The 24,341-nt window shown below is 73.0% G+C and carries 18 protein-coding genes; 10 read left to right on the forward strand and 8 right to left on the reverse strand.

Annotation, left to right across the window (positions count from 1 at the left end; genetic code table 11):
* Positions 1-19: 19 nt before the first annotated feature.
* The 4 genes from IG84_RS0115990 to IG84_RS0116005 form a co-directional block, all read right to left on the reverse strand.
* Positions 20-1,561, reverse strand: coding sequence for a phytoene desaturase family protein (locus IG84_RS0115990; RefSeq protein WP_031056873.1), 1,542 nt, complete (start codon positions 1,559-1,561; stop codon positions 20-22).
* Between the two features lie 504 nt (positions 1,562-2,065).
* Positions 2,066-2,719 carry a TetR/AcrR family transcriptional regulator gene (locus IG84_RS0115995; protein ID WP_031056875.1) on the reverse strand — a complete coding sequence of 218 codons (654 nt, stop codon included), beginning with the start codon at positions 2,717-2,719 and terminating at the stop codon, positions 2,066-2,068.
* A gap of 32 nt (positions 2,720-2,751) precedes the next feature.
* Positions 2,752-4,962, reverse strand: coding sequence for a YhgE/Pip domain-containing protein (locus IG84_RS0116000; RefSeq protein WP_031056877.1), 2,211 nt, complete (start codon positions 4,960-4,962; stop codon positions 2,752-2,754).
* Positions 4,934-5,824, reverse strand: a complete 891-nt coding sequence (locus tag IG84_RS0116005) for an ATP-binding cassette domain-containing protein (RefSeq protein ID WP_031056880.1) — start codon at positions 5,822-5,824, stop codon at positions 4,934-4,936. Before IG84_RS0116005 ends, IG84_RS0116000 begins: the two co-directional genes overlap by 29 nt.
* 207 nt (positions 5,825-6,031) lie before the next feature.
* On the opposite strand from IG84_RS0116005, the gene IG84_RS0116010 reads away from it, so the two are divergent.
* The 3 genes from IG84_RS0116010 to IG84_RS0116020 all read left to right on the forward strand — a co-directional run bounded on the left by IG84_RS0116010 (position 6,032) and on the right by IG84_RS0116020 (position 8,486).
* Positions 6,032-6,523, forward strand: a complete 492-nt coding sequence (locus IG84_RS0116010; protein WP_030256571.1) for an SAV_6107 family HEPN domain-containing protein — start codon at positions 6,032-6,034, stop codon at positions 6,521-6,523.
* Positions 6,524-7,025: 502 nt separating this feature from the next.
* On the forward strand, positions 7,026-7,781 hold the full coding sequence (locus IG84_RS0116015; RefSeq protein ID WP_031056884.1) for a methyltransferase: 756 nt from the start codon (positions 7,026-7,028) through the stop codon (positions 7,779-7,781).
* Positions 7,782-8,072: 291 nt separating this feature from the next.
* The gene (locus IG84_RS0116020; protein WP_031056887.1) at positions 8,073-8,486 is read left to right on the forward strand and encodes a DUF3040 domain-containing protein; all 414 of its coding nucleotides are present in this window, start codon (positions 8,073-8,075) and stop codon (positions 8,484-8,486) included.
* Between the two features lie 189 nt (positions 8,487-8,675).
* Here IG84_RS0116020 and IG84_RS0116025 read toward each other — a convergent pair whose 3' ends face one another.
* From IG84_RS0116025 to IG84_RS0116040, 4 genes are all read right to left on the reverse strand, one after another.
* Positions 8,676-11,102 (reverse strand): transglutaminase TgpA family protein, encoded by a 2,427-nt coding sequence (locus IG84_RS0116025; RefSeq protein ID WP_031056890.1) that lies wholly within the window; start codon positions 11,100-11,102, stop codon positions 8,676-8,678.
* On the reverse strand, positions 11,099-12,571 hold the full coding sequence (locus IG84_RS0116030; protein ID WP_078648882.1) for a DUF58 domain-containing protein: 1,473 nt from the start codon (positions 12,569-12,571) through the stop codon (positions 11,099-11,101). The genes IG84_RS0116025 and IG84_RS0116030 overlap by 4 nt, the downstream gene beginning before the upstream one ends.
* Positions 12,571-13,569, reverse strand: a complete 999-nt coding sequence (locus tag IG84_RS0116035; RefSeq protein WP_031056895.1) for an AAA family ATPase — start codon at positions 13,567-13,569, stop codon at positions 12,571-12,573. Before IG84_RS0116035 ends, IG84_RS0116030 begins: the two co-directional genes overlap by 1 nt.
* 287 nt (positions 13,570-13,856) lie before the next feature.
* The gene (locus IG84_RS0116040; protein ID WP_031056898.1) at positions 13,857-14,423 is read right to left on the reverse strand and encodes a beta-class carbonic anhydrase; all 567 of its coding nucleotides are present in this window, start codon (positions 14,421-14,423) and stop codon (positions 13,857-13,859) included.
* A gap of 470 nt (positions 14,424-14,893) precedes the next feature.
* Between IG84_RS0116040 and rsmH the strand changes: the two genes are divergently transcribed.
* From rsmH to murD, 7 genes are all read left to right on the forward strand, one after another.
* The gene (gene rsmH / locus IG84_RS0116045) at positions 14,894-15,856 is read left to right on the forward strand and encodes a 16S rRNA (cytosine(1402)-N(4))-methyltransferase RsmH (RefSeq protein ID WP_031056900.1); all 963 of its coding nucleotides are present in this window, start codon (positions 14,894-14,896) and stop codon (positions 15,854-15,856) included.
* On the forward strand, positions 15,853-16,344 hold the full coding sequence (gene ftsL / locus IG84_RS0116050; RefSeq protein ID WP_031056903.1) for a cell division protein FtsL: 492 nt from the start codon (positions 15,853-15,855) through the stop codon (positions 16,342-16,344). Before rsmH ends, ftsL begins: the two co-directional genes overlap by 4 nt.
* Before the next feature lie 162 nt (positions 16,345-16,506).
* Complete coding sequence (locus IG84_RS0116060; protein WP_031057130.1) at positions 16,507-18,600, forward strand: peptidoglycan D,D-transpeptidase FtsI family protein; 2,094 nt, start codon at positions 16,507-16,509, stop codon at positions 18,598-18,600.
* Between the two features lie 8 nt (positions 18,601-18,608).
* A complete protein-coding gene (locus IG84_RS0116065) occupies positions 18,609-20,312 on the forward strand; it encodes a UDP-N-acetylmuramoyl-L-alanyl-D-glutamate--2,6-diaminopimelate ligase (protein WP_031056906.1) in 1,704 nt (567 codons plus the stop codon).
* Between the two features lie 62 nt (positions 20,313-20,374).
* Positions 20,375-21,802, forward strand: coding sequence for a UDP-N-acetylmuramoyl-tripeptide--D-alanyl-D-alanine ligase (locus tag IG84_RS0116070; protein WP_031056911.1), 1,428 nt, complete (start codon positions 20,375-20,377; stop codon positions 21,800-21,802).
* Between the two features lie 5 nt (positions 21,803-21,807).
* On the forward strand, positions 21,808-22,872 hold the full coding sequence (mraY, locus tag IG84_RS0116075) for a phospho-N-acetylmuramoyl-pentapeptide-transferase (RefSeq protein ID WP_031056914.1): 1,065 nt from the start codon (positions 21,808-21,810) through the stop codon (positions 22,870-22,872).
* Entirely contained in the window at positions 22,869-24,284 is a 1,416-nt protein-coding gene (gene murD, locus IG84_RS0116080; protein WP_031056916.1) for a UDP-N-acetylmuramoyl-L-alanine--D-glutamate ligase, read from the forward strand. Before mraY ends, murD begins: the two co-directional genes overlap by 4 nt.
* The last annotated feature ends 57 nt before the right edge of the window (positions 24,285-24,341 follow it).

Raw genomic sequence — 24,341 nt, forward strand, 5'->3', positions numbered from 1 at the left:
GCCCAGCGGGCCCGTGCCGCTACTGCGAGCCGCGCCAGTCGTCGCCGTTGACGACGAGGCCCGCCACCAGCGCGCCGGACATGCCCGCGTGGGCCAGGCCGCCGCCCGGATGGGACCAGCCGCCGGCCGTGTACAGGCCCGGTATCCGCGTACCGTTGGCCGGGCTCAGGGCCTGTCCGTCCAGCCCCGCCAGCGCGGGGCCGGGCACCGCGCCACCCCGCGCGCCCGTGTCGGCGGCGGTGTCCGCCGGCGTCCGTATCTCCCGCCACAGGACACGGCTCCCCAGGTCCGGCACCGCGGCGGCGGCTGCCGCGACCACCCGGTCGGCGAACGCCCCGGCCACACCGTCCGCCGTCCAGTCGACGCCCCCCGCACCGCCCTCCGCATGCGCCGGGACCGTCACCGTCAGCGTCACCGCCTCGTGGTCCTCGTCGGGCCGCTGCGCCGGGTCGTCGGGGCGCAGCACGGTCACCGTGGGCGCCTGCGGCAGCCCGCCGCCCCCGAAGACGCCGGTCAGCTCCGCCTCCCGGTCCGTGGCGTGCACGACCGTACGGTGCGCGGCCCCCGCCTCCCGGGCGCCGCGCAGCGCCAGCAGGACGCTGAACCGCCCGCTCGGCGGCGCCGCCGGCGGCAGCACGTCGTCCGCGCCGCGGACCTGCCCGGCCGCGCCGGGGGAGTCGCCGGTCAGCCCGGCCAGCATCCACGGGTCGACGCCCGCGACCACCACGTCGGCGTCCGCCACCTGACCGTCGGCCAGCTCCACCCCGGCCGCCCGGCCGTCCTTGACGACCAGCCGCCGCACCTCGGCCCCGAAGGTGAACTCCACCTTCCGGGCCAGGCAGCGCTCGTACAGCGCCGTGGCCAGGGCGCGCAGCCCGCCGCCGACGTACCACGAGCCGAAGGTCTGCTCCATGTACGGCAGGACCGTCGCGCTCGCGGGGGCGGTGCGCGGGTCGAAGCCGTACGCCAGCGCGTGGCTCTCCAGCAGCGCGACCAGCCGCGGGTCCTTGAGCTCCAGGGCCGCGACCTCGGCGAGGGTGCGCGCCGGGCGCCGCTTGAGCAGGCCCTTGCGGCCGACCGCCGGATACGGCTCGCGCCCCAGCACCCGCCAGTCGGGCCACAGCGGCTCCTCCAGCAGCGGCCGCCGGGTCCGGTCCCAGGCTTCCCGGGCGCGGCCCAGGAGCGCGCTCCAGCGCTCGCCCGCGCCCGCGCCGAGCGCCCGGTCCAGCGCCTCGGTGACGCCGGCCCGCGAGGCGTTCGGCAGGGCGACGTCCGTGCCGTCGGGGAAGACATGGCGGCTCGCCGGGTCGACCTGGACCAGGTCCACGAGCTTCTCCAGCGGCTCGCGGCCGGTCTTGACGAACAGGTCGCGCTGCACGGCCGGGAGATGCAGCAGCCCGGGCCCGGTGTCGAAGCCAAAACCGGCGCGCTCGAACCGCCGCAGCGAGCCGCCATAGGTCTCGCCGCGCTCCCACACCGCCACCCGGTGGCCCGCGACGGCCAGCCGGGCGGCGGCCGCCATCGCGCCCGTCCCGGCGCCGATCACCGCAATCCGTGCCATGTCCGAGACTTTATCGGCGACCACTGACAACGCCGCCGGGTGGCCTCCCGCCGCAGGTCGGAGCGGGTGCCGACCGGGTCTCGGGCCTTGGGCCGCGGGCACCCGGGCACGAAAAAACGCGCTGCCCTGGCGCGGATCGTTCCCCCTTCGATCCGACCAGGACAGCGCGTCCCCCGTACTTCCCCCGTGCCACCGGGTTTCCCCGGCGTCCCCCGTACTTCCCCCGTTCCGCCGAGTTTCCCCGGCGTCCCCCGTACTTCCCCCGTGCTCCCCCCGTGGAGCGTGGAGCCCCGTTCCCCCGTGGCTCCCCCGTGGAGCCCTGTTCCCCCGGGCTCCCCCTGCCACGTCGGGGAGGCCGTACCGTTCCGCCGCCCCGTGTCGGCGGTTCCGGTGCCGGCTTCCCCTCCGTGGTCTCCACTTTCCCGTCTGCGCAGGTCGCGGCCCATCCGCGTACCTACTCATCTCGCCTTCTGAGTACGTGTACTCAGGGCTGGGTGCTCATCCTCAGGAACGGCCGCTACCGGCCTCGGCACCGGCCCCGCCCGTGCCCTGATGGCCGCTCACCCGCCCCTGCAGGAGCCGGGAGAGCGCCGCGTGCACGTCGTCGAGCGACCGGTCCGGCTGGAAGGACTGCCAGTCCAGCGCTGCCACCAGCACCATTCCGAACAGCGCGGAGGCCGTCAGCGGGATGTCGATCTCCTCGCTCAGCTCGCCGCCGGCCACCGCGTCACGGATGACGTCGGCGACCACGGAGACGGCCCGTTCCCGCACCATCATCAGCGTGGAGTTCCACGTCCGGTTCGTGCGCCACAGCTCGGCCACGTAGAGCTGGGTGAGCGCCGGGTACTGCGAGATGAAGTACAGCCCCGCGTGGATCATCCCGTCCAGCGCGTCGACCCGGGAGCCGCCCCGCTCCGCCACCTCGTCGGCGGCGTTCTGGAGCGAGGCGGCCAGCATCTCCACACCGTGCCGGAGCAGCTCTTCGAAGAGCACGTTCTTGCTCGCGAAGTTGTAGTAGACCGTGCCCTTCGCGACACCCGCCCGTTCGGCGATCTCGTCCACCGTGGTGGAGGAGAAACCCTGTTCGGCGATGAGCGTCACCGCGGCCTCGAAGAGCTTGCGCCGGGTCGCCTCGCGACGCGTGTGGGAGCTGTCCATGGAGGCGATTGTGCCCCCTGCGGTGTGCCTGCTCACAAGCTGAGCTCCGGGTGCAGGTCCTTCATCCGTACGACCTGCCGGCCGCGCGCGGTCCACGTGGTGAGCGCGAGCGCGCCCACGGTGAAGAGCGCCAGCACGATGCTGCCCTGCCACACGGGTGTCAGGTCACCGCCCGTGATGAGGCGGCGCAGGCCCCCGACGATGTACGTCATCGGCAGGTACGGGTGCAGCGCGTTGAAGAAGCCGGGGCTGGTCTGCACCGGGTACGTGCCGCCCGCCGAGGTGAGCTGGAGCATCAGCAGCGCCAGCACCAGGATCCGGCCCGCGGCGCCGAATTGCGCGTTCAGCCACTGCACGATCGCCGCGAAGCAGGCCGTGGCCAGTACCAGGAACCCGATCGTGCCCGCCGCGTTCACCATCTCCAGGCCCAGCCCGAAGTGGAGCACGGACATCAGGGCGGCGATCTGCAGCACCCCGATGGCGAACACCGGGAGCCAGCCGGACACCGCGGTCCGCAGGGCGCTCGCGCCGGCCGCCAGCGCCCTCCGGTTCAGCGGCTGGATCAGCATGTAGGCGACCATCGCGCCGACCCACAGGGAGAGCGGGATGAAGTACGGGGCGAAGCCCGTCCCGTAGTTGGGCGCCTTGTGCGCCGAGCCCGAGGCGAGCTGCACCGGGTCGGACATCGCACCCGTACGGGCGTCCCGCTGGTCCTTGTCGTAGTCCGGGATCTGCTTGACGCCGTCGTGCAGTCCGCCGGCCAGCTTCGCCGAGCCGTCGGACAGCTTGAACATGCCGCCGTTCAGGGTCTCGGCGCCGTTCTTCAGCTTGCCCACGCCCTCGTCGAGGTCGCCGGCGCCGGTCTGCAGCCGGCCCATACCGGTGTCCAGGTCGGTGCCGCCCTTCTTGGCGGTGCCGGTCCCCTTGTGCAGGTCGCCCGCTCCGGTGGCCAGCTTGTCGGCGCCCGTGGCGACCGCGTGCGCGCCCTTGTTGAGGTCGTTGACCTGCTTGACGGCCGTGTCCAGGTCCTGGCCGAGCGTGGGGCCGTGTTCGGCCAGCGTGCTCGCGAGCCGGTGCACCTGGTCCAGGTCCTTGCCCAGCTGGGCCAGGTTCTTCTCGTTCTGGACCAGGCCGCTGACCTCCTCGGCCTTGTCGGCCGCGGCATCGGACTTGTCCCGCATGTCCTTGAGTTCGGTGCAGGACGGGTCGCGGTCGGTCAGCGCGCTCTCGCAGCGCAGCTTGTAGAAGGCCGCGACCTGGTTGGCCAGCCCCCGGGAGGCCGTGGCCCCGTCCGAGGCGGCCTTCGGCAGCCTGTCGAGGTTGTCCTTGATGGCCTGCGAGCCGTCGGCCACCAGACGCGCGGCGTCGCCGATCTCCTTGCCGTGCGCGTGCACGAAGGGACCCACGGCCTTGTTGGCCTCGTTCACCTTGTCGGCGAGCTTCTGGGTGCCGTCGGCCACCTGGCCCGCGCCCTTGGAGACCTGGCCGGCCCCCGTGTCCAGCTTGCCCGCCCCGGAGTCGAGGTCCTTCAGGCCGTTCGCCAGGTCGTGGCTGCCCTTCTTGGCGGTGTCGATCCCGTCGGCCAGGTCGCTGCTGCCCTTCTTGGCGGTGCCCAGGCCGTCCTTCAGGTCACCGGTGCCCTTCTTGGCCTCCCCGATGCCGCCCTTCAGTTGGGAGGCGCCGTCGGCCGCCTTCTGGGTGGCGTCGTGCAGATCGGAGAACGACACGAAGATCTTGTCCAGGAAGCCGCGCGAGGACTTCGCGGACGCCGCGGCGCGCACCTCGGAGAAGACCGTCTTGGAGATCTGCCCGACGATGTAGTTGTTGGCGTCGTTCGTACGGACCTTCAGCTCGCCGGCCTCCGGGTGGTCGCCCGAGCTGGACGCGATCGACGTGCTGAAGTCGGCGGGAACGGTCAGCGAGAGGTAGTACGTGCCCGACTCGACCCCCTTGGCCGCGTCGGCGGCGCTCACGGGGTGCCAGTCGAAGGTGTCGCTGTCCTCGAGGCCCTTGACGAGGTCGTCGCCGGCGTTGATCTGCTCGCCCTTCGCCGAGGCGCCCCGGTCGGTGTTGACCAGCGCGACCGGGATCTTGTCCAGGCGCGAGTACGGGTCCCAGAAGGACCACAGGTAGAGCGCCCCGTAGAGCAGCGGCAGCAACAGGAGGGCCACCAGCGCGGCGCGCGGCAGCTTCCCCCTGCCGAACCGCTTCAGCTCAAGCGCGGCCAGCTTCGGCGAGCGCATCCGCCGCCCCCTCCTCGTTCTTGATGTTCTTCTCGGTGCCCGCTTCCGGGGCCGCTTCGGCCTCCGGCTCAGGTCCGTCTTCCGCGGCCGCTTCGGCCTCCGGCTTCGCTGCCGGCGAGCCGGACTCGGTCTTCTGCTCCGGCTCCGGCCGCGGCTTCTCCGGGCGGCGCGCCGTGGAGACCACGAGGGCGTCCTCGGGCGCCTGGCTGCACACCGCCAGTACCGTCGTCCCGGCAGCGGCTAGCTTGCGCAGCAGCGCCCACGCCTGCGCGCGCTCCTCGTCCGACAGCTTCATGTCGGTGTCGTCCACGGCAAGCAGCCGCGGCGAGCCGATGAGCGCCAGCGCGACCGACAGCCGCAGCGCCTCCAGCCGCTCCAGGTCCCGTACGGACGTCCGTACGCCCTTGGGCAGCGTCTCCGGGTCCAGCCCGGCGGCCTCCAGCGCGGCATCGATCCGGCCCCGGGCCTCGGCGCGGCGCTCACGGCGCGGGCGCAGCAGGGCGCGTACCGGGCTGCCGAAGCGGCGCTGCAGCAGGGCGCGCTCGTGCAGGTGCTCGGCGACCGTGAAGGCCGGGTCGAGCTCGGCGACACCGGGCACGTGGGCCAGCGCCGTGACCGCCCGTACGGCGGCCATCTTCTTGGGCAGCGACAGACCGCCCACCCGGGCCTTGCCCGCGGCCGTCTTCATGCGTCCGGTGAGCGCGAGCAGCAGACATGTGCGGCCGGAGCCGGACGGCCCCTCGATCGCGATCAGCGCGCCGGGCTCGGCCGTGATGTCGACGTCCTGGAACGCCCAGCCGCGAGGTCCCTTGACTCCGAGTCCCTGGGCCTTGACCGCCGCCCCGTGCGGGGTGCTGTCCACGTTCCCTCCCTCTTGAACTGACCAGTCAGTGCAAAAAGTATGCCGCATGGTGCCCGGGTGGGCGCAAGTCGGCCTGAAGTGAGGCCGGCGTGATCTGGACTACAGCTCGATTACCGGGCGAAAGTCCAGGTCAGGCCGATTGTCAGTGGTGTGCCTCACGATGGGTTGTGCGGTTCCGAGCCGTTATGCGACGACAGGAGGTTCGTCATGGCAACTCGTCCCACTGGGGCTGGTTCCGCTGCGTACGGTCCCCCGAGCGATGTTCATCCCGTCCTGCGCCGGACGGCCGCCCCGCCCGCCGCCCTCGACCTGCTGGCCAAGGCCCAGCGCGGCCTGGAGGAGGCGGCGTCCCTGGAAGCTCCCAACGAGCGCTTCGCGACGGCTCACCTCGCCGCCCTGCGCGCCGCCGCCGCGGTGCTGGCCGTACGGGGCCGGCCCGAGCCGACGCTCCGCCGCCGGCAGCGCATCCGCAGCGCCTGGGAGGTGCTGCCCGAGGTCGCGCCCGAATTATCGGAGTGGAGCGCCCTGTTCGCCGCCGGTGCCGAGCGCCGGGCCCGCGCCGAAGCGGGCATACCCGGGGCGGCCGGCCCCCGGGAGGCCGATGACCTCCTGCGCGCCGCCGCCCACTTCCTCCGCCTCGTCGAGCGCCTGCTGGCCCTCCAGCCACTGCTCCCGCCACCTCGGACACGTGCCGGGTGACGGGCGGAAGCGTGGCGGACGGAAGCGTGGCGGACGGCGGCCGGAAAATCGGCGGCCGGGTGGTGGGCCGCGCCCGGAAGTGATGGCGGCGCGCGTTCCGGCGGGGTTCGCCCGGGAAATCCCGGGGCGCATTCCGCGTCGTCTCATTCCCGGCCCGCTGCCTTCGGTCCGCTCTCCGCCCGTCTCTTCCGAGATTCCCCGGCATTCCGCGGAGTTCCCGCCCGGCCGGTTTTTCCGACGACCCGGCGGCACTTCGGCGTCCGCCCTTTTCCTCCGGGAGGGCGCGAAGGGGAATTCCCTCCGAGGCACCTCTGAGCCACCTCGAAGTGCCCCGGAGAACGCCCGGGGCGCACTGCCCGTAGGCGGCCGGAACCCGTGTCCGGCACCGGCCCGGACCGGCCGCCGGGTGTGGTTCGGCCATGCGCGGGCGTGGCGGAGGGCGCGCGACCCCATAGGGTGGGAGGCGCCTATCAGTACATGCCCCCGCGAGGAGCCACCCGCCGTGTCTGACCCGCTGCGCCCGCGCGCATCCCTTCGTACCGCCGTGGTCTGGGAGGTCCTGAAGGACGCCCTGGAGCGCCGGGCCAAGGCCGCCGGGCGTGACGCCCTGGACGTCCTGGACACCGGCGGCGGCACCGGCAACTTCGCCGTGCCCGTCGCCCGGCTCGGTCACCGCGTCACCGTGGTCGACCCCAGCCCCAACGCGCTGTTCGCCCTGGAGCGCCGGGCGGCCGAGGAGGGCGTGGCCGACCGGGTACGCGCCGTCCAGGGCGACGCGCACGGCCTCTTCGAGGTCGTCGAGCGCAGCGGCTACGACGCGGTCCTCTGCCACGGCGTACTGGAGTACGTCGACGACCCGGCCGAGGGCGTCCGCAACGCCGTGGCGGCGCTCCGTCCCGCCGGCACGCTGAGCCTGCTCGCCGCGGGTCTGGGCGGCGCCGTGCTGGCGCGCGCCCTCGCCGGCCACTTCACCGAGGCGCAGCGCGCCCTGAGCGACCCCGCGGGCCGCTGGGGCGACGGCGACCCGGTGCCCCGCCGCTTCACCGCCGAGCAGCTCACCGAGCTGGTGACCCGTACCGGTCTCGCGGTCGGCGCGGTGCACGGCGTGCGGGTCTTCGCCGACCTGGTCCCCGGCGTGCTCGTGGACACCGAGCCCGGCGCCATGGAGGCGCTGCTGAAGCTCGAGGCCGCGGCCGCCGAGCTCCCCTCTTTCCACTCCGTCGCCACCCAGCTGCACGTCCTCGCCGAGCGCGGCTGACGGGCCGCTGCCCCTACCGCAGCCGGGCGCGCGCCGCGAGGCGAACCCCGACTGCCGGGTGCAGTCGGCCACAGGGCCCCCGATCAGCCGCTTCGCCCCGTATGATCGGAGGTACCACGTCCGGCATGGCGGGAGGGCGGATGGGGAATGCAGGGTGCATCACCACCGGCCACCATGGTGGCGCGGACAGTGAATTGGCGTAGAGGGGCGGGTTTCACGGGGGCGATTCCCTGCCTATCCTGAAAGGGTCGCACCCGGTCGCCCCCCGCGACCGACGAGTAGGAGGACTCCGTGCCGCTCTCGGAGCACGAGCAGCGCATGCTCGAGCAAATGGAGCGAGCGCTGTACGCCGAAGATCCCAAGTTCGCGACAGCGCTTGAGGGAAGCGGGCTGCGTACGTACACCCGGCGACGGGTCTACCAAGCGGTCGCGGGCTTCCTGGTAGGTATCGCGCTCCTCATGGCCGGAATGGTCGCGCAGCAGATCTGGATCAGCGTGGTGGGCTTCCTCGTGATGCTCGGCTGCGCGGTCCTGGCCGTCACGAGCTGGCGCAAGGCGCCCAAGCCGGGCGAGCAGCAGGCCGGAGCGGGGGCCGCCCGAGGCGGCGGAGGCGGAGCGTCACGCCGTACGTCCCGGCCACGGCGCTCGATGATGGACCGCATCGAAGAACGCTGGCAGCGCCGCAGGGACGAACAGGGCCACTGACACGCGGCCACTGATACGGGCACTGAGCCCCGCCTCTACGTCTCCTGGCCCTTTCGACGTCTGAGGCTTCCGAGATCTGAGAGTGGTGTGGGCCGGCCCCGGTTTCCGGGACCGGCCCACACCACTCACTCATGTCGGGGCACCCTCCGGCGGCAGCCCGGCAGCCCGGCAGTCCGGCCGGCCCCCGGATCAGCGGGCCGCCGACCGGCCCGGTATCGCCGTGCGGAGCCGGTCCAGGGCGGCCGAGGCGCGGGCCGAAGCGGTCCACAGCAGGCGGACGGCGGAGCGCGGGGCCAGTACGGCGCGCAGCCGCTGCCGCCGGGAGGCCGCGTCGCGCAGCCCGGTCCGTACTCGCCGCACCTCGTCGGCCAGGCCGGGCACGGCCTGCGGATGCGGGGCGTAGAGCGCCTGCTCCACCGAGCCGGCCACCCGGTGGGCCGCCTCCGCGGCCGGTCCCGTCAGCTCTCCGACCCGTACGATCCGCTCGGCCGCCTTGCGCGGGGTCAGCGCGTCGTCCGGGACGATGCCGTAGTCCCAGCCCGAATCCACCAGCTCCCGCCAGGGCCCGAGGACACCCGCCGCGGGGCCCCGGCTGCGGGCGCCCGGGCCCCGGTTCCTGGGCCGGGCGGCGCCGAGGCGGCGGGCGCGGGTCCGTATCCGCCAGAGCAGCGGGACCGCCGGCAGCAGCAGGACCAGCAGGGCGACGAGCACCCCGGCCGCGACCGTCCCCGGCGCCGGACCGTCGTCGGCCGGGCCGCCGCCGGACTGCGAGGGCAGCGCCCCGCACTCGGCGACCCGCCGCTGGTCCGGCGGGCAGCTCCCGCCGTCCGCCGACGGCTCGGACGGCGGCGCCGCGGTGCGGCCGGGCAGTGGCTCGGCCCGGCCGGGGTCGTCCTCGTCCGGCGCGTCCGCGGAGATCGTGTAGTCCGGCACGCTGCCCCGGCTCGGCGTCGGCTCGAAGCGCGTCCAGCCGATGCCTTCGAAGTACAGCTCGGGCCAGGCGTGCGCGTCCTTCAGGCCGACCGAGTACGAGCCGTCGGCGCGCTTGCCGCCCGGCGTGAAGCCGACCGCCACCCGGGCCGGAATGCCGAGCGTGCGGGCCATCGCCGCCATCGAGAAGGAGAAGTGGACGCAGAAGCCCTCCTTCTGCTTCAGGAAGCGCGCGATCGCCTGTGTGCCGCTGCCCGCCCGGACCTCGGTGTTGTACGTGAAGCCGCCGTTCAGCGCGAACCAGTCCTGGAGCCGGACCGCCTTCGCGTACGCCGAGCGGGCGCCCCGCGTCACCTGCCGTGCCGTCCGCTGGACCACCGGGGGCAGCGAGTCCGGCACCCGGGTGTACTCGCGCCGCAGGGCGCGGCGCGGCGGCGGCGCCTCGGCGAGCTGCCGGGCCGTCGGGCGCACGATCAGGCTCTCGACCTGGTAACGGACCCCGCGGGTGTTCTGTCCCCGGTCGCCGACGAGGGTGCGGCCCTCGGGCTCGAAGCGCCAGCGGCCCGGGATGTCGACCCGGGAGGCGGGATAGGGCATCGGCAGCCAGTTCTGGGCGTACCACTTCGCCGTGGAGACCGAGGTGTTCACCGCGGTGGTGTCCACGTCGGGCGCGAGGCCCGGGGGATCGGGCAGCCGGTCCGGCACGTCCACGACCGTGCGCTGCGACGGCTTCCAGGCCGCCCCGTCGAACTGGTCGAGCGCGACGATCCGCAGATACAGGTCGCGGGTGTCGGGGGTCGTCGTGCGGTAGTTCAGCACCTCCTGGTCCTCGGGCTGGTTGAGGCTGTTCTGCAGGGACACCAGGGGGTTCACCGCGGAGATCGTGCCGCCGTCGGCCCCGGCACGGCCGCGGCCGCTCATGTCCAGCAGCCCGCCGCCGAGCGTGGGCAGCGCGGCCGGGACGACCAGGGCGATGCCTAGGGCGAGGGCGCCGATCCGGCGGCCCGTGCGCACCGGGGCCGGCGCGGGCCCGCCGGCAGCGGTGAACCCGGTGCCCCCGGTGGCGTACGGGCGGCCCGCTGTCGTCGGCCCGCCGCCGAACACCCGGCCCCACCGGGACAGCCGGTCCCGGCCCTCGGCGAGCAGCAGCAACAGATAGCCGGCCGCGGCGAGCAGGAACCACAGCCAGCCCGCACCGCCCTTGGACAGCCCGGCGGCGACGGAGTACAGCGCGAGCAGCGGCAGGCCGGCGGGGGCGGCGCTGCGATACGTCACCGCGAGCGCGTCCACGATCAGGCCGATCACCAGCACGCCGCCGACCAGCAGCAGCCGGATGCCCGTGGTGACCGGGGCCGGGATGGCGTACCGGCCGACGTCGTCGGCGCCCTCCTGGAGGAGCTGGCCGAACTCCCGGAAGGCGTCGGGGCCCGGCAGCAGCCCGGCGACGGCCTGGCCGCGGGTGAACATCAGCGTGAGCAGCACGAGCCCGGCCAGGGCCTGCGCGGCGACGGTCAGGGGGCGGGCCAGCGGGACCCGGCGGGCCAGCGCGCCGACCGTGGTCACCAGCCCTAGCAGGATCGCCGCCTGGAACATCCAGCCGATCGGCTCCACCAGCGGCAGCAGCGCGCAGGCGGCGCTGAGCGTCGCCACCAGCGCGCAGACCGCGAGCCGCGCCCGGCCGCTCATCGCTCCGCCCCCGCTCGCCCGGAGGCGGGGCCACCGGGCGGCATCCCGCCGCGCGCGGCCGTCCGCCGGGTGCGCGCGGTGTCGGCGAGCCGCCACAGGGCGGGCAGGCTGTCCTGCGGCCGCACCGCGAGGGCCGTCCAGCCGGCGTCGTCGAGCAGCCGCAGGCGGTCGGCCAGGAGGAGCGGGCCGGGCGCCGCACCGGACTGCGGGGGCGCCGCGGCACCGCTCCAGGTGTCGCCGTCCAGGACGAAGGCGACAGCGGAGCCGCTGCGCCGGCGCATTCGCGCCGCCAGCGCGGTCTGCTCCTCGTCCAGCTCGCCGAGGAACGCGATCAGCAGCCCTTCGTTGCCCCCGCGCAGGACGTCGTGCGCCCGGGACAGGCCGGGCTCCTCGGAGTGGTCGACGACGGCCAGCGTGTCCAGGAGCAGGCCCGCGGCGTCGGCCGAGGCGCCGCCGCCGGAGAAGCCACCGGCGCCGTCCGGGCCCGGCACGGAACTGCCGGTGTCGGTCAGCAGGCGTACGGAGAAGCCGCGCTCCAGGAGATGCAGCGCGACGGACGCGGCACCGGCGACCGCCCATTCGAACGGGGAGTCCGGTCCGGAGCCCTGGTACGCCGCGCTCCGGGTGTCCAGCAGGATCGTGCAGCGGGCCTGCTGGGGCTGCTCCTCGCGGCGGACCATCAGCTCGCCGTAGCGCGCGGTGGAGCGCCAGTGCACCCGGCGCAGGTCGTCGCCGTGGCGGTACCCGCGCGGGATCACGTCGTCGTCGCCGGCCAGCGCGAGGGCCCGGTGGCGTCCGTCGCCGTATCCCGACGCCTCGCCGGCCAGCCGGACCGGGGGCAGCGGCTCGACCCGGGGGACGACCGTCAGGGTGTCGTGCGTGCTGAAGGAGCGGGTGAGCTCGCACATGCCGAACGGGTCGGACAGGCGGAGCTGCAGCGGCCCGAGGGGGTAACGGCCGCGCAGGTCCGAGCGGACGCGGTAGGACACGTCGCGGCGGCCGCCCGCCTCGACCCGGTCCAGGACGAAGCGCGGCCGCGGCCCGAGGACGTACGGCACCCGGTCCTGGAGCATCAGCACGCCGGTGGGCAGCCGCGAGACGTTCTCGACGCGCAGCCGGACCCGGGTCTCGGCCGCGGCGGACACCCGCGCGGGGGAGAGGCTGCGGCTGCCCGCGACCCGATAGCGGGTGCGGTACAGCACGGCCACGCAGACCAGGGGGAGCGAGGCCAGCAGCAGCCCGACCCGGAGCAGGTCGGCCTGGCCCAGGACGTACGAGCAGATCGCGGCGGCGACGCCGGCCGCCAGGAAGGACCGCCCGCGCGTCGTCAGCCCGCCGAGCGCGGCCCGCAGCCCGCCGGCCTCCGGCAGGCCCGCGGCCGGAAAACCGCCGCTCCCCGGCGCCCCGGGCTCGCCGTACTCCCGGCCGGCCGCCGCCGGTGCCTCGACGCCCCCGCCCCCGCCCCGCATCAGTAGCTCCGGGAGGCCGGCGGCCACTGCGCCGAGGGATCGGGGACCGGGGTGTGATGCAGGATCTCCAGGACCACCTGCTCGGCCGAGCGGCGGTTGAGCTGGGCCTGGGCGGTGGGCAGCAGGCGGTGCGCGAGGACCGCGCCGGCCAGCGACTGGAGGTCGTCCGGGAGGACGTACTCCCGGCCGGCGAGGGCCGCCGCGGCCTTGGCGGCCCGCAGCAGATGGAGCGTCGCGCGGGGGGAGGCGCCGAGGCGCAGGTCGGGGTGGTTGCGTGTGGCGGCGACCAGCTCGACGGCGTATCTGCGCACCGGGTCGGCGACGTGGACCGTGCGCACCGCCTCGACCAGCTTCACGATGTCGTGGGCGTGCGCGACCGGCTGGATGTCGTCCAGCGGCGACTTTCCGCCGTGCACGTCCAGCATCTGCAGCTCGGCCTCGGCGCTGGGATAGCCGATCGAGACGCGCGCCATGAAGCGGTCGCGCTGGGCCTCGGGGAGGGGGTACGTGCCCTCCATCTCCAGGGGATTCTGGGTGGCGACCACCATGAAGGGGCTCGGCAGCGCATACGTCTGCCCGTCCATGGTGACCTGGCGCTCTTCCATGGACTCCAGGAGCGCGGACTGGGTCTTGGGGGAGGCGCGGTTGATCTCGTCACCAATGACGATCTGGGCGAAGATCGCGCCCGGCTTGAACTCGAAGTCGCGCTGCCGCTGGTCGAAGACGCTCACGCCGGTGATGTCCGAGGGCAGCAGGTCGGGGGTGAACTGGATGCGCCGCACCGAGCAGTCGACGGACCGGGCGAGGGCCTTGGCGAGCATGGTCTTGCCGACGCCCGGCACGTCCTCGATGAGGAGGTGGCCCTCGGCGAGCAGCACGGTCAGCGCCAGGCGTACGACCTCGGGCTTGCCCTCGATCACGCCCTCCACCGACCGGCGGACGCGCTCGGCTGTGGTGGTCAGATCGCTGAGGCTCGCTCGCTCGTCATAGGTCGTCACCCGGCCCTCCTCGGCCCTGCCCCGCGCTCACGAAAAGCGGGGGTTCCCCAATTCAGGGCCGACGCCTCTTTCCCGGTCCGGCCCACCCCGATCGCGCGCCGTCCCCGGCCGGGCCGGAAACGACGTCACCTATGCATTCTTGCCGCCCGCGCGGCTTCGCGTCATGGGCTGTGGATAACTCGGAAGGGTGCGCACCGGTCACCGGGAGGGACGGCGGCCGGAACAAACGCTCGCCGGCACGTCGTCGACGTACCGGCGAACAGGGGAGGGTGCGGGGGTTTTTCGCGTCAGTCCTGCGGGTCGATCTCGCGCAGCAGACCCGTCTTCACGTCGAAGACAAAACCGCGCACGTCGTCCGTGTGGAGCAGGAACGGCGACGTACGGACGCGCTGCATCGACTGGCGTACATCGGCATCCACGTCCTTGAAGGACTCCACCGCCCAGTTCGGGCGCTCGCCGACCTCGTCGGCCAGCTCGTTGCGGAAGTCCTCGGTCAGGGTCTGCATGCCGCAGCCCGAGTGATGGATGAGGACCACCGAACGGGTGCCCAGCGCACGCTGGCTGATGGTCAGTGAGCGGATGACGTCATCGGTGATCACGCCGCCCGCGTTGCGGAGGGTGTGCAGGTCACCGACCTTGAGGCCGAGCGCCTCGGGGAGGTTGAGCCGGGCGTCCATGCAGGTCACCACGGTGACCTTCTGGGCCGGACGGGCGTCCATGCCGGCTTCGGCTTCGGTATAGGCCGTGGCGTATCGGGCGTTGGCCTCGACGATGCGATCGGTGACGGAGTCGCCTGAAGGGGCGGCTGCGGGGTCATCGGACGGGGACAGTGCCTGCGACGCGGATATCGACATAGCCATAAAAGTAATCGCTGTGGCGCCGGAGCATCGCTTGTGAGGACGGGCATAGCGGATCAACGGACCTGTCTGTGAGGTAACCCACAGGAACGGGTGGGCGTTGCCCCGTACGAGTGAAATCAATGATCGACAACGCCCGGGAGGGCGCGGCCCGGAGGCGTCCGGCGGCCGCGCGGGGACGCGCCCGACCAGTTGGTTGACCGAAGGGATGAGTGGACTAAAGTGACGCGAAGTGGGAGGCGTGAGACTCTCCTTGGATCCCGAATCCCGCGCGCGGGGAACCGCACGTGCGGTTCGGTCTCCTCCCGCTCCACCGGCCATCCGACGTCACTTCCCCGTCGGCGGACGGCCGCTTCCCCTTCAGAGCGGGCGGGGACCAAACAGTACGTGCGGCCTCCGTCGGCCAACGGCAGGTGGGCACCTTCCCCGAGGGGGCGGTATCCGCCGCCCTCCTCATCGGAAGGCGCATGAGCAGCAGCAATACCCGCCACGTCCCCGTCATGCTCCAGCGCTGTCTGGACATGCTCGCCCCGGCGCTCGCCGAGCCCGGTGCGGTCGTCGTCGACTGCACGCTCGGTCTGGGGGGACACAGCGAGGCGCTGCTGTCGACATTCCCCGCCGCGCGCCTGATCGGCCTGGACCGCGACACCTCAGCGCTGAAGCTCGCGGGGGAGCGGCTGGCGCCCTACGGGGACCGCGCGACCCTCGTGCACGCCGTGTACGACGAGCTGCCGGACGTCCTGGAGCGGCTGGGCGTGCCGCGCGTCCAGGGAGTCCTGTTCGACCTGGGCGTCTCCTCGATGCAGCTCGACGAGGCCGACCGCGGCTTCGCCTACGCCCAGGACGCCCCGCTGGACATGCGGATGGACCAGACGACCGGGATGAGCGCGGCCGAGGTCCTCAACAGCTACGCGCCGGGCGAGCTCGTCCGGATCCTGCGGGCCTACGGCGAGGAGAAGCAGGCCAAGCGGATCGTCTCGGCGATCGTGCGGGAGCGTGAGAAGGAGCCGTTCACGAACAGCGCGCGGCTGGTCGAGCTGATCCGGGACGCGCTGCCGCAGGCCGCCAAGCGCACGGGCGGCAACCCCGCGAAGCGCACGTTCCAGGCGCTGCGCATCGAGGTCAACGGCGAGCTGTCGGTGCTGGAGCGCGCCGTACCGAACGCCGTGCAGGCGCTGGCCGTCGGCGGCCGGATCGCCGTCCTCTCGTACCACTCGCTCGAAGACCGGCTGGTCAAGCAGGTGTTCGCGGCGGGCGCCGCCAACACGGCACCGCCCGGGCTGCCGGTCGTACCGGAGCAGTACCAGCCGCGGCTGAAGCTGCTCACCCGTGGCGCCGAGCTGCCCACGGAAGAGGAGATCGCGGAGAACCGCAGGGCGGCGCCCGCCCGGCTGCGCGGCGCCGAACGCATCCGGGAGGACAACGCGTGACCGGTTCCGGGCGGCTTCGCGGTACGGGGGGCGGGCGGCTGGCCGCCCTGGTCCCCTCCGGTACGAGCACGGCGGCGCGCACGCCGTTCGTGCTGCTGGTCGTGGTGCTGCTCGGATCCGGCCTGATCACGCTGCTGCTGCTGAACTCCGCGCTCAACCAGGGCTCCTTCGAGCTGAGCAGGCTGGAGAAGCAGACCACGGAACTGACGGACGAACAGCAGGCGCTCCAGCAGGACGTGGACGGTTACTCGGCGCCCGGCTCCCTGGAGAAGCGGGCCCGCGGCCTCGGCATGGTGCCCGGCGGCAACCCGGCCTTCCTGGGCCCGGACGGCACGGTGCGCGGCGCGCCCAGCGAGGCCACGGGGCAGCCCGCGGTGATGCAGGCGCCGCAGAGCCGCCCGCCGGCCCTCTCCGGGACGCACACGCCGTCCGGAAGCCCGCGCGCCACCGCCTCCCCGCAGCCCTCCCCGACGGCCGCCGGCGGGTGACCTCGTGACGCACGACGCCGCGCCCGCGGACGCATCGCCCGCAGACCGGACGGAGACGGAGGGGGAGCAGTGAGCGAACCGAGGGACCCCAGGGACCCCGAGAACCGGCGCGACCCGAAGGCCCGGCGCGGCCCCGCCCGCCCGGGCACCCCCGGGCGCCGCGTGCCGCGCCCCTCCCAGGGCGGCGCGTCGCCCCGGGGCGAGGGCCGCCCGCAGCGCCCGTCCGCCGCCAAGCGGCCCGCTGACGCCCGCCGTGACCCGAAGCGAGCACCCTCCGCGAATCGTTCCTCCGCCCAGCGCCCGGCCGCCGCTCCGAAGAACCCGGGCGCCGCCTCGAAGCGCGCCGCCGCCGCACCGAAGCGCCCGGCAGCCGCACAGAAGCGCGCGCCCCGGCCGCCGCGCCCCCGTACCCCCACACCGGCCCCCCTCCGCCTCGGCAACCCCCGCCCCCGGCTCCGCCTGGTGGCCGTCGCGCTGACGCTGGTCATGCTGGTCTTCGCGGTACGGCTCTTCCAGGTGCAGGCGGTGAACGCCGACGTGTACGCGGCCAAGGCCAACGTCAACCGGTACGTGCCGGTCACGCTCGCCGCAGAGCGCGGCGCGATCACCGACCGGGACGGCGTGGACCTGGCCACCACCGTGGACGCGTACGACATCACCGCCGACCCGAGCCTGCTGGCGCCCGACAAGATCAAGATCGACGACGCGCCCCAGAAGGCGGCCGCGCTGCTCGCGCCGATCCTCGGCGAGGACCAGAAGGAACTGGCCGAAAAGCTCTCCAAGTCCGGCTCCCGCTACGTCCTGCTCTCACGCCGCCAGAGCCCCCAGGTCTGGAAGCAGATCAAGGACCTGCGGAGCGCGCTGGACGCCAAGGCGCAGGCCGCGCCCAAGAGCGACCCGCGGCCCAACGTCCTGCTCGGCATCTTCGCCGACGAGCACAGCAAGCGGGTGTACCCGAACAAGGAGCTGGCCTCCGGGGTGCTCGGGTTCATGAACTCCGAGGGCAAGGGCGCGGGCGGCCTCGAAGCGAGCCTGGAGAAGAAGCTCGCGGGCAAGGCCGGCAAGCTCGTCTACGCCCAGTCCGGGGGACGTCGGGTGCCCACCGCCGACACCCAGGAGCACCCCGCGGTGCCCGGTACGGACGTCGAGCTGACCCTCGACCGGGACATCCAGTGGGCGGCCCAGGAGGCCATCACCAAGCAGGTCGAGAAGTCCAAGGCGGACCGCGGCTACGTCGTCGTCCAGGACACGAAGACCGGCGAGATCCTGGCGCTCGCCAACGCCCCCGCGTTCGACCCGAACGACATCACGCGGTCGGATGCCGACGCGCTCGGGAACGCCGCGCTGAGCGACGCTTTCGAGCCAGGTTCGACCAGCAAGCTGATGTCGCTGGCGGCCGTGCTGGAGGAGGGCGCCGCGACGCCGTCCACGCACGTCACCGTCCCGAACCGGCTGCACCGCGGCGACCGGCTCTTCGCCGACGACATCGACCACCCCACCTGGCACCTGACGCTGAACGGCGTGCTCGCAAAGTCCAGCAACATCGGCACCATCCTGTCGGTCGAACAGCTCGGCAAGACCCAGCGCGAGGCGAACCAGGTGCTCCACTCGTACCTGCGCAAGTTCGGCATCGGGCAGCCGACCGGGCTGGGCTTCCCGGGCGAGACCCCCGGCATTCTGGCCAAGCCCCAGGACTGGAGCACCTCGCAGCAGTACACGATCCCCTTCGGGCAGGGCCTCTCGCTCAACGCCGTGCAGGCCGCCTCCGTGTACTCCACCATCGCCAACGGCGGCGAGCGGATCGCGCCCACGCTCGTCCGCGGCACGAAGGGCCCCGACGGCCGGTACGTCGCCGCGCCGAAGCCCGAGAAGACCCGCGTGGTGAGCCCGAAGACCGCGAAGACGCTCGCCCGGATGCTCGAATCCGTGGTCGACGACCAGGAGGGCACCGGCACCGCCGCGAAGATCCCCGGCTACCGGGTCGGCGGCAAGACCGGCACCTCCAACCGGGTGGATCCGAAGACCGGCCGCTACCACGGCTACACGGCCTCCTTCGCGGGCTTCGCGCCCGCCGACAAGCCCCGCATCACCGTCTACTGCGCCGTACAGAATCCGACCAGCGGAAGCTACTTCGGCGGCCAGGTCTGCGGGCCGATCTACAAGCAGGTCATGCAGTTCGCGCTGAAGTCGCTCCAGGTGCCGCCGACCGGTGCCGAGGCACCACGACTCCCGGTCAGCTTCAAGCCGGGCGAATGAGGTGATTCGTGATGACCATCACTTCCGACGCAGGGAACCGCCCACCGTCGCGTCCCTCGCTTCGCCGTGAGGCCCATGGGCCCGGTACGCTCACCGCCGTGTCACATGCTGATCAGTCCCCCAATGCCCAGCAGGACGGCCCCGGCAAACACCCCGGCCCGCCCCGCCCCGAGCACGTCCGCGCCATCCCGCTGGCGGATCTGGCGCACCAGCTTGGCACGGCCGTGCCGACGGCGGAGGCCGCGGTCACCGGCATCACGCACGACTCCCGCGCCGTACGCCCCGGTGACATCTACGCCGCGCTGCCCGGCGCCCGCTTCCACGGCGCCGACTTCGCCGCACAGGCCGTCGAGCTGGGCGCCGCCGCGATCCTGACCGACCCCGGAGGCACCGAACGGGCCGCCGCGACGGGCCTGCCGGTCCTCACGGTCGACAACCCGCGGGCCCGGGTGGGCGCACTGGCGGTGTCGATCTACGGCGACCCGGGCGCGGAGCTGCTGCAGATCGGCATCACGGGCACGTCGGGCAAGACGACGACCGCGTACCTGATCGACGGCGGACTCCGGGCCGCGGCCGAGAAGGCCGGCGGGGGACTGACCGGTCTGATCGGTACCGTCGAGTCCCGCATCGGCGACGAGCGGCTGAAGTCCGAGCGGACCACACCCGAAGCCACCGACCTGCAGGCGCTCTTCGCGGTGATGCGCGAGCGCGGCGTCCGGTCGGTCGCCATGGAGGTCTCCAGCCACGCCCTGGTACTGGGCCGGGTCGACGGCTGCGTGTTCGACGTGGCGGTCTTCAACAACCTCAGCCCGGAACACATGGAGTTCCACACGGGCATGGAGGACTACTTCCAGGCCAAGGCGCAGCTCTTCACCAAGGCCCGCTCCCGGCTGGGCGTGGTGAACTTCGACGACGAGTACGGCCGCCGGCTCATCGAGGGCGAGTCCGAGGTGCCGGTCACCTCGTTCTCCGCCGAGGGCCACCCGGACGCCCACTGGCGCGCCGCCGACGTCGAGGTCGGCACGCTGGGCTCGACGTTCACCGTGCACGGCCCGGACGGCGTGACCGTACGCGCCGCGTCGCCGATCGCCGGCCCCTTCAACGTCGCCAACGCGCTCGCCGCCATCACGGCCCTCGTGGTGGCCGGCGTCGACCCGCAGACCGCCGCCGACGGCGTGGCCGCCGTGCCCGGCGTCCCGGGCCGGCTGGAGCGGGTGGACGCGGGCCAGGACTACCTCGCGGTGGTCGACTACGCGCACAAGACGGACGCTGTCGAATCGGTCCTGCGCGCGCTGCGCAAGGTCACCGAGGGCAAGATCCACGCCGTACTGGGCTGCGGCGGCGACCGCGACCGCACCAAGCGCATGCCGATGGGCGCCGCGATCGCCCGGCTCGCCGACACCGCGGTGCTCACCAGCGACAACCCACGTTCCGAGGACCCCCTCGCGATCCTCGCCACCATGCTCGCGGGCGCCGCCGACGTGCCGTCCCACGAGCGCGGCACGGTACTGGTCGAGGAGGACCGCGCCGCGGCCATCGCCGCCGCGGTCGCCCGCGCGGAGCCCGGCGACACTGTCATCGTCGCCGGCAAGGGCCATGAGCAGGGCCAGGACATCGCCGGAGTGGTTCGCCCCTTCGACGACCGCCAGGTGCTGCGCGAGGCCATCGAGAGCTCACTGAAGTTGCAGCAGCAGCACGACCACCAGGGATGACACACCGCCATGCGCGCACAACCCCCATCTCGGCATCTCCAGCCCCCGGCCGGAGGTGACCTGTGATCTCCCTGTCCCTCGCCGAGATCGCCGGCATCGTCGGCGGGCGGCCGCACGACATACCGGACGGCTCGGTCCTGGTCACCGGCCCCGTCGTCATCGACTCGCGGGCCGTGACCGACGGCGCGCTGTTCGCCGCGTTCGCCGGTGAGCGGGTCGACGGGCACGACTACGCCGAGCAGGCCGTGCGGTCGGGCGCGGCGGCCGTACTGGCCACGCGTCCCGTCGGCGTGCCCGCGATAGTGGTCGACGACGTGGTGGCCGCGCTCGGCGCGCTGGCCCGCGAGGTCGTCCGGCGTACCGGCGCGGACGTCGTCGCGCTGACCGGTTCGGCGGGCAAGACCAGCACCAAGGACCTCATCGCGCAGTTGCTGCAGCGCAGCGGCCCGACGGTGTGGCCCGAGGGCAACCTCAACAACGAGATCGGCCTGCCGCTGACCGCGCTGCGGGCCGAGTCCGGCACCCGCCACCTCGTCCTGGAGATGGGCGCGCGCGGCGTCGGCCACATCCGCTACCTCACAGAGCTGACCCCGCCCCGCATCGGGCTCGTCCTGAACGTCGGCAGCGCGCACATCGGCGAGTTCGGCGGCCGCGAGAAGATCGCCGAGGCCAAGGGCGAGCTGGTCGAGTCGCTGCCCGACGCGAGCGAGGGCGGCATCGCGATCCTCAACGCCGATGACTCGTACGTACGTGCGATGGCGTCGCGTACCAAGGCCCGCACCGTCTTCTTCGGCGAGTCCGCCGACGCCGACGTGCGTGCCGAGGATGTCCGGCTCACCGACGACGGTCGCCCCGCCTTCACGCTTCACACACCCTCCGGGTGCAGCGCCGTGATCCTGCGGCTGTACGGTGAGCACCACGTGTCGAACGCGCTCGCCGCGGCCGCCGTCGCCCATGAGTCGGGCATGCCCGCAGACGAGATCGCGTCCGCGCTCTCCGAGGCAGGCACGCTCTCCCGCTGGCGCATGGAGGTCACCGAGCGCGCGGACGGCGTGACGGTCGTCAACGACGCCTACAACGCGAACCCCGAGTCGATGCGGGCTGCGCTGCGCGCACTCGTGTCGATGGGCAAGGGGCGGCGTACGTGGGCGGTGCTCGGTCAGATGGCCGAGCTCGGCGAGGAGTCACTCGCCGAGCACGACGCGGTCGGACGGCTCGCCGTCCGGCTCAACGTCAGCAAGCTCGTGGCAGTCGGGGGCAGGGAAGCGGCCTGGCTGCAAATGGGCGCTTATAACGAGGGTTCGTGGGGTGAGGAGTCGGTGCACGTGTCCGACGCACGGGCGGCGGTCGACCTGCTGCGCAGTGAGCTGCAGCCGGGAGACGTGGTGCTGGTGAAGGCGTCCAGGTCGGAGGGGCTGGAGCGGGTCGCGGCCGCATTGCTGGACGATGCGGCAGGCAACGGTGCGCAGGGCGGGGCCGCCACCCGATGAACACGATGAAGCAGATCCTCTTCTCCGGAATGATCGGGCTCTTCCTGACCTTGATCGGCACGCCGCTGCTGATCAAGCTGCTGGCCAAAAAGGGCTACGGGCAGTTCATCCGCGACGACGGACCGCGGGACCACCACAGCAAGCGCGGTACGCCCACCATGGGCGGCATCGCGTTCATCCTGGCCACGATCATCGCGTACGCGCTGACCAAGGTGATCACGAGCAGCGACCCCACCTTCTCCGGTGTGCTGGTGCTGTTCCTGATGGCCGGCATGGGCCTGGTGGGCTTCCTCGACGACTACATCAAGATCGTCAAGCAGCGGTCGCTGGGTCTGCGGGCCAAGGCCAAGATGGCGGGCCAGCTCATCGTCGGCATCGCCTTCGCTGTGCTGTCCCTGCAGTTCGCCGACCTGCGCGGACAGACCCCGGCCTCGGACCGGCTCTCCTTCACCCAGGACTTCGGCTGGCAGATCGGCCCCGTGATCTTCGTGATCTGGGCGCTGTTCATGATCCTGGCGATGTCCAACGGCGTGAACCTCACCGACGGCCTGGACGGCCTGGCCACCGGCGCCTCGGTGATGGTCTTCGGCGCGTACACCTTCATCGGCATATGGCAGTACCAGGAGTCCTGCGCCAACCAGATCACCGCGGGCCCCGGCTGCTACGAAGTGCGTGACCCGCTCGACCTCGCGGTCGTGGCCTCCGCCCTGATGGGTGCCTGCTTCGGCTTCCTGTGGTGGAACACCTCGCCCGCCAAGATCTTCATGGGGGACACCGGCTCGCTCGCCCTCGGCGGCGCGCTCGCGGGCCTCGCGATCTGCTCCCGTACGGAGCTGCTGCTCGCCATCCTCGGCGGCCTCTTCGTGCTGATCACCATGTCGGTGGTGATCCAGGTCGGGTCCTTCCGGCTCACCGGCAAGCGCGTGTTCCGGATGGCGCCACTCCAGCACCACTTCGAACTGAAGGGGTGGTCCGAAGTCCTTGTCGTGGTCCGGTTCTGGATCATCCAGGGCATGTGCGTGATCGTCGCGCTCGGCATCTTCTACGGCGGCTGGCAGGCAGCCAAGTGAGCGCGCAGGACTTCACCGGCCAGGTGATCACCGTCGCCGGCCTGGGCGTGAGCGGCATCAGCGCCGCGCGCGCCCTGGCCGGGCTCGGCGCGACCGTCATCGTCGTGGACGGCGGCGACGGCGAGAAGCAGCGGGCCACGGCGGCGGAGCTGGAGGCGGCGGGCATTTCCGTACGCCTCGGGGACGGCGAGACGCTGCCCGAGGGGACCGACCTGGTCGTCACCTCACCCGGCTGGAAGCCGAGCAGCCCGCTCTTCGCGGCCGCCGCCGAGGCGGGCGTGGACGTCATCGGGGACGTGGAGGTCGCCTGGCGGCTCCGCGGCCCCGACGCCGCACCGTGGCTCGCGATCACCGGCACCAACGGCAAGACGACCACCACGCAGATGCTGGCGTCGATCCTGGCCGCCGAGGGGCTGCGCACCGCGGCCGTCGGCAACATCGGGACCCCCATCATCGACGTGGTGCTCTCCGGCGAGTACGACGTGCTCGCCGTCGAGCTCTCCAGCTACCAGCTCCACTGGGCGCCCTCGCTGCGCGCCCACTCCGCGGCTGTGCTGAACCTCGCGCCCGACCACCTCGACTGGCACGGCTCCATGGAGGCCTACGCCGCCGACAAGGGCCGGATCTACGAGGGCAACACCGTCGCCTGCGTCTACAACGTGGCCGACAAGGCCACCGAGGACCTGGTCCGTGAGGCGGATGTCGAGGAGGGCTGCCGCGCGATCGGCTTCACCCTCGGCACGCCGGGACCCGGCCAGGTGGGCGTCGTCGAGGGCATCCTCGTCGACCGCGCGTTCGTCGAGAACCGGCAGAAGCAGGCCCAGGAGCTGGCCGAGGTCTCCGACGTGAACCCGCCCGCTCCGCACAACATCGCCAACGCCCTCGCGGCCGCGGCGCTGGCCCGCGCGTTCGGCGTGCAGCCCGCCTCCGTACGCGACGGCCTCCGCGCCTTCCACCCGGACGCGCACCGCATCCAGCACGTCGCGGACGTCGACGGGATCGCGTACATCGACGACTCCAAGGCGACCAACACCCACGCCGCCGAGGCGTCGTTGGCCGCGTACGAGCACATCGTGTGGATCGCCGGCGGCCTCGCCAAGGGCGCGACGTTCGACGAGCTCGTCCAGAAGTCGGCGGGGCACCTCCGCGGTGCCGTCCTGATCGGCAAGGACCGGGCCCTGATCGCCGAAGCGCTCGCGCGACACGCCCCGGATGTGCCCGTTGTCGACCTCGACCGGACCGACACTGGGGCGATGTCCGAGGCCGTACGGGAAGCCGCGCGGCTCGCCCGGCCGGGCGATACGGTCCTGTTGGCACCGGCCTGCGCCTCGATGGACATGTACCTGAACTACAACAAGCGGGGCGACGCCTTCGCCGACGCGGTCCGCGAGCTGGCCGCGCAGGACCAGTAGACCCACCCGTCCGTCCCCGCCCGCGTCGTGGACGTGCGGCGCAGCGCATCTGTGGAG

Source organism: Streptomyces ochraceiscleroticus (assembly GCF_000720485.1).
In the GTDB taxonomy this organism is placed as follows: Bacteria; Actinomycetota; Actinomycetes; order Streptomycetales; family Streptomycetaceae; genus Streptomyces; species Streptomyces ochraceiscleroticus.